Origin of the sequence: Cellulomonas septica (assembly GCF_012396155.1) — a bacterium.
Lineage (GTDB): Bacteria > Actinomycetota > Actinomycetes > Actinomycetales > Cellulomonadaceae > Cellulomonas > Cellulomonas septica.
In genome coordinates, this window is record NZ_JAAXOY010000165.1 from 1 (window position 1) to 6,138 (window position 6,138).

Consider the following 6,138-nt stretch of genomic DNA (forward strand, 5'->3'; position numbering starts at 1 on the left):
CACCCACGGCGTGCGCGCCCCGACGGCCGTCGCGACGGTCGGCTCGACGCACGCCCGGAGGTCCGGGTCGAGCGTCCCCAGGTTGACGAGGACGGCACCCGCGACGCCCGCGAGCTCCTCCGCCTCGCCCGGCACGGCCGCCATCGCGGGGGACGCCCCGACGGCGAGGAGCGTGCTCGCGACGAGGTTCGTCGTGACCTCGTTCGTCAGGCACTGGACGAGCGGCGTGGCCGCGCGGACCGCGGCGAGCGCCTCTCCGGCGGCGTGGGCGAGCGCGAGCGCGTCGCCGTGCGGTTCGGTGGACGGGTAGGCAGACGTCATCGCGACGACATCCCTTCGCTAGTACGAACTAGATCAGGTTCGGCGGGTGTGATCTCAGCCCGTCGTCCGCCCGGTCGGGCGGCGGGGGCACCCCGTGTCAGTGCGCTCAGGCTAGCCACGACGCCGACGACCCGTCGGCCCACCGCTCACCAGGTGGACCGACGGGTCGTCGGAGGTCGTGCGGGCAGGTCGTGCGGACGGGCTACCGGACGGTGCCCCAGGTGGTGCCGCTGCCGGACGCGGGGCTGCGGTGCTCGAACCAGACGATTCGATCGTCGGGGTCGACCCAGCCCGGGACCGCGGGCACGGCGAGCGGGTCGGGAGCCCAGACGCCGCCCGGCGTGTGCCGCCGCTCGGGCGGCTCCCACGGCTGCGGTCCGTGCGTGGCGAGCGGCAGGGGGCGTCGGTCGGTGCGCGACGGATCGGCCATGGATCCAGCGTGCTCCGTCGGACGCTTCCGGCACATAGGACGAAAGGCCGGAATGCGACGGAGGCCCGACCGCCGCGCCCTCGTGGGGCGGGCGGCCGGGCCTCCGCGCTGCTGCGTCAGCGCGTGACGCGGACCGTCACCGGGTCGCTCGTGCTGGGCGCGACGTCCGGGTCGCTGGGCACGAAGGTCGCGGTGTACGTGTGCGTGCCGACGCTCGCGTCGTACGGCACGCGGCCGATCGCGACGCCGAGGACGACGTCGTGCCGGCTCACCACGGTCGAGCCCTCACGGATCTCGACCTTCCCGGACGGGATCCGCAGGTTCTCCTGGACGACGCCCGCGACGAGCAGCGTCGGCAGGAGCGAGCCCTGCTTCTGCGTCGTGCGGGTCGCGACGAGGCCCGTGTGCGACTTCACCTGCGTGACGGTGACCGTCACGGGCTCGGACTGCGACGGCGCGACGTCGGCAGTGCCGGCGAACCGGGCGACGACCTCGTAGGTCCCCGCGGGCGTGCTCGCCGGGAGCCTGAACGTCGCGGTGCCCTTCTTCGACAGCGTCTCCGCGCCGAGGACGGTGTCGCCGGTGACGAACTCGACCGTGGCACCCGCCACCGACGCGTCGGAGGTCACCGTCGCGGTGAGCTTGACCTTCGACTTGCCGACCACCTGGGTCGTCGGCTTGGCGGTGAGGGTCGTCGTGGACGCGGCCCTCCCCTCCTCGACCGTGAGCGGCAGCGTCACCGTGGTGCTGCTGGGGCTCGCGACGAGGGTGAGGACGTGCTCCCCTGCGGGGGTGCTCTCCGGGACGGTCACGGCGACCGTCGCGGCACCGTTCGTCACCGTGGCCGTGCCGATCGACTGGCCGTCGACCTGCACGTCGAGGGACGTGTTGAGCGGCGAGCCGAGGCTCGTCAGGTCGAGCCCGGTCACGTCGAACGCGAGCTGGCCGCCCGCCTCGACGGTCGTCGGCACGTCGGCCAGGCCCACGGCCTGCCGCGCGAAGTCCGGCGACAGGTTCGGGTGCGCCTGGAGGTAGGCGATCCACGCGTCCCGGTCGATGAGGCCGGAGTCCGCCGTGTCGGCGCCGTCCTCGAACACCCGGAAGTTGTCGCCGCCCTGCGCGAGGAACGAGAACGTGCCGATGCGGTACTCGGTCGCCGGGTCGAGCGGCTCGCCGTTCACCGTCACCGAGGTGATGTGCGAGCCGAGCGGCGCGTCGGGGTCGTACGTGTACGTGACGTTCGACGACAGGCCGAGCTGCAGGTAGGGGCGGCTCGGGATGGTGCCGTCCCGGTTGGTCTGCCACTGCTGCTCGAGCATCGTCTTCACCTGGTCGCCCGTGAGGGTCGTGGTCCAGAGGTTGTTGACGAACGGCAGGACCGCGTTGGCCTCGGCGTAGGTGATGACGCCGTCGGGCGCGGAGAACAGCTCGTTGCGCATGCCGCCCGGGTTGACGACGCCGATGTCGGCGCCGCCGCGCTCCGGCGACGCCAGCGTGTCGAGCAGCGAGTTCGCCACCAGGCCGCCGAGCGTCGACTCCTTGGACCGGTCGTCACGGCCGGTGCTGGGCAGCGGGCCCGACCCGACGTAGACGCCGTTGACGTAGGAGCCGCCCGAGTACGCGGTCGTGATGTCCGCGGTCACCGAGCCGACGGGCTGGTTGCCCACGACGGCCGCGTACGCGAGCGCGTCCGTGACGATCTGGTTGACCGCCGCGACGCGCGGGAAGGTGCTGATGAGCGTCGCGTCGGCGTCCGTGGTGCGCGGCACGTTGGTCTGCGTGTGCGCCGTGACCTCGTCGGTCTCCGGGTCGTACGTCAGCACGACCTTGCCGATGAACTCGCCGTACGAGCCGGTCTGGACGATCGGCCGCGTGCGGTCGGCGTCACCGGGGACCGGGCCCTCCCACGCGTACTGCTTGTGGGTGTGGCCCGTGAAGATCGCGTCGACCGCGGCCGACGTGTCCTCGACGATCGCCGCGAAGGCGCCGCCCGCGGCGACCTCCTCCTCGAGGGTCGCGCCGTCGGGCGTGCCCGCGCCGGCTCCCTCGTGGTACTCGGCGACGATCACGTCGGCCTCACCGTTGGACGCGTCGCCGTCGGTGAGCTGCGCCGCGACGCGGTTGACCGCCTCGACCGGGTCGCCGAAGTCGAGCGTCGCGATGCCGCCCGGGGTGACGAGCGTCGGGGTCTCCTCCGTGACGGCGCCGATGACGCCGACCGTCACGCCGCCCATGTCGAGCAGCGCGTACTCCGGCAGCGCCGGGGTCGTCGTCCCCTTCTGGTAGACGTTCGCGCCGAGGTAGGTGAAGTCGGCCTCCGGGACCACGCGGTCCGTGAGGTCGCTGAACCCGCCGTCGAACTCGTGGTTGCCGACCGCCGACGCACGCAGCTCGAGCGCGTTCAGCACGTCGATCGTCGGCTGGTCCTGCTGGACGGCCGACGCGAACAGCGACGCGCCGATGTTGTCGCCCGCCGACAGGAACGCGACCGGGCCGGGGGCCGCCGCGCGCTCCTTCTCGACCGTGCCGGCGAACTTCACGGTGTTGGCGTCGATGCGCCCGTGGAAGTCGTTGATGTTGAGGAACGTGAGGTCGACCGCGCCGGTGTCGTCACCGGCGGTGAGGCCGACGACGACCGGGTCGTGGTCGGACGAGCGGTACACGTCGTCCGCGTAGAAGAGCGTGCCGTGGTAGTTGTACCGGCTGTACTCCAGGGCGATGGACTCCTCGGCGTTGATCTCCCAGACGTCCGCACCGGTCGCCCGCTCGCGCGCGGCGGCGTTGAGCAGGACGTGGTCGAGCGACCCGGACAGCCCGGAGAACGTGTACGACCACTGCCCCGGCGCGAGCTGGTCGACCGCGTCGACGTAGCCGGCGTCGTAGAGCACCTGCAGCGGGTCCTCGTGCGTGTAGGCGTTGAAGTCGCCGACCAGCGCGACGGCCTCGGTGTCGCCCTGGATCGTCGGCACCCAGTCGCGCAGCGCGGTCGCCTGGCGGACGCGCGACTCGTTCGACGCGCCCTGCCCGTCGCCCGTGTCCGCGTCGCCCGGCCACGGACCGGCCGAGCCCTTCGACTTGAGGTGGTTGACGACGACGAGCACGGGCTCGCCGCCCGCGACGGGCGTGAAGGCCTGCGCGATGGGCTCGCGCGCGTTCGCGAACGCCTGACCGTCGGCGCTCGCCGTGCCGAGCGCGTGGGCGTCGCCCGTCCGCTCGACCGACGCGGTGCGGTAGATCAGCGCGTTCGTGATGGTGTCCTGCAGCTCGACCGCCGGCAGGTCGGCCGACGACGGGACGAACGCCCACGTGCCGGCTCCCGCCTCGGCGTTGAGCGCGTCGACCAGGGTGCCGAGCGCCTCGTCCGGGACGCCGTCGACGACGGTGGAGTTCTCGATCTCGAGCAGGCCCACGACGTCGGCGTCGAGCGCGTTGATCGCCGCGACGATCTTGTCCTGCTGACGCTGGAGGTCCGCCGGGTCCCACGCGCCGCGCTGGTCGCAGCCCGTGTCGACCGTGACGGGGTCACCGGTGCGGTCGCGGAACGGCACGCACGTCGCGCCCTGCGCGCCGAGCGTCGTGAAGTAGTTGAGGACGTTGAACGACGCGACCTTGACGTCCCCGCCGACGTCGGCGGGCGACGCGGTGCGGTCGTTCTCGAAGGTCGCGGGCGCGGACCCGCCGGCCACGTACTGGCTGGTCGGGTTGAGCTTCCACGCGTTGTTGCGGTAGTCGACGATCACGGGCGCCTGGAACGTCGCGGCCGCGCCGACCCGGACGGGGTTCGTGAGCGACACGTACGGCGGCGTCTGCGACTGGTTGGCCGACGAGAGGAAGTTCGTCGTCGCGCCGTCGTCGAGCACGACGCCGCGCGCCGCGTTGTCGGCGACGGTGGCCGTCGCCTCCGCCGAGCCGGGGCGTCCGACCTCGGTCGGCTGGAGCAGCGGCGTGGTGCCGGCCGCGAGGCCGACCTCGCCGTACTGGTTGGTCGAGAAGGTGTTCGCGACGGTGAAGTCGCCGGTCGGCTGGAGCAGCATCGACTCGATCGCCTCGCGGCCCTCGACCGTCGTGGGCCAGCCGCCGCTGAGCGGCGTGACCGCGCCCGGCGTCGCGAGCTTCTCGACGCCACCCGCCGCGACCGTGATCTCGGTGAGCCCGTTGAACTCGCTCACGACGCCCGTGACCTCGACGTGGTCGCCGATCGCGACGGAACCGACGGTCGCCGAGGAGAACACGAAGACCGCGTCGGACGCCGTGCGCGCCGGGTCGAGCGTGCCGCCCGTTCCGGCCGTCTGGATGACGTAGCCGTTGAAGCCGCCCGTCGGGTACGCCGCCGTGACGACGCCCGTCGTCGTGACCGTCGCGCCCTGCAGCGGCGACGCGGCGCCCGTGCCCTGGATCTCGGCGATCGTGTAGTCGCCGTCACCGGGGTTGCCCGGGTCGGTGCCGCCACCGGACTTCTCGGGCGTCGGCGTGCCCGCCGTGAAGTCGGCCGCGTTGTTCGCGGTGTTCGTGTGGGTCGCGCTGCGCGACACCGACGTGGTGTTGGACGCGGCGGGCGCCGGACCGGTGCCCGTGTAGTCCGTGGCGGTGCCGTAGCCGACGAGGTCGACGACCGCCGCCTGCGCGCTGCACGGGTTGGCCGCCGCACCGCAGGTCAGCGCCGTCGCGCTCGACGTCAGCGCGACCTTGCCGTTCGACGAGCCCATGAGCGTCGTGCCCTCGACGTCGACGTCGAACGCGGCCCCCGTCGCGCCCGAGCCCATGCCGACGAGAAGCCGGTCGCCGGCCGCCACGGTCCCTGACAGGCCGGTGACCTGCCAGGACGTGCCCGTCGCCGACGCGTACTGCACCGCCCACCCGTCGACGCTGACGGGCGCGGTGGTCGTGTTCACCAGCTCGACGAAGTCCCGGTTGAACGGCGCGCCGGAGTTGCCGCCACCGCCGTACACCTCGTCGATGACCAGTGGCGCGGTGGGTGACGGCGCCGCTGCCGCCTGTGTCGCCGCGGCCAGTGACCCGGCCGCCGCCAGCGCGAGGGCTGCGAGGCCCCCGGTCGCCGACTTCACTCCTGCGTGCACGTCGAGCTCTCCTTCATCGGGGGCACAAGAGATGCCCGCTCGTGGCGGGCCACCAGCCACCTTCGCCTTTCCGTCCGATTCACGGCAACTACTCATCGGTAACCGTTTGGTGAACTCGTCCCACGTCCGACGACTTCGTCCGGGTTCGACCGCGCGCACCGACGGCCCCTCGGGACGGCGACGGCCCCGCGACCGTGTCGGGTCGCGGGGCCGTCGCTGCTGGTGGCGCGGGTGTCAGGCCCGCAGGGTCGCCCCGAACCGGCGCTGCGCCTCGGCGACGACGGCCTCCCGGACCCCCGCCGTCTCCTG

3 protein-coding genes and 1 riboswitch are annotated in these 6,138 nt (G+C 73.0%); all 3 genes read right to left on the minus strand.

Annotation, left to right across the window (positions count from 1 at the left end; genetic code table 11):
• On the minus strand, positions 1 to 321 hold a 321-nt coding region (locus HGA02_RS08295), incomplete at its 3' end, for a hydroxyethylthiazole kinase (RefSeq protein WP_210728321.1).
• A riboswitch (TPP riboswitch) is annotated at positions 315 to 426 on the minus strand. (Overlaps the previous gene by 7 nt.)
• A gap of 97 nt (positions 427 to 523) precedes the next feature.
• Positions 524 to 751, minus strand: coding sequence for a hypothetical protein (locus HGA02_RS08300; protein WP_168678623.1), 228 nt, complete (start codon positions 749 to 751; stop codon positions 524 to 526).
• A 116-nt stretch (positions 752 to 867) separates the two neighbouring features.
• Complete coding sequence (locus HGA02_RS08305) at positions 868 to 5,829, minus strand: ExeM/NucH family extracellular endonuclease (protein WP_343035378.1); 4,962 nt, start codon at positions 5,827 to 5,829, stop codon at positions 868 to 870.
• Positions 5,830 to 6,138 lie beyond the last annotated feature (309 nt).

Bases quoted from the DNA above. Each gene is read 5' to 3' on its own strand.
- HGA02_RS08300 (WP_168678623.1), bottom strand. From the start codon at position 751: ATGGCCGATCCGTCGCGCACCGACCGACGCCCCCTGCCGCTCGCCACG.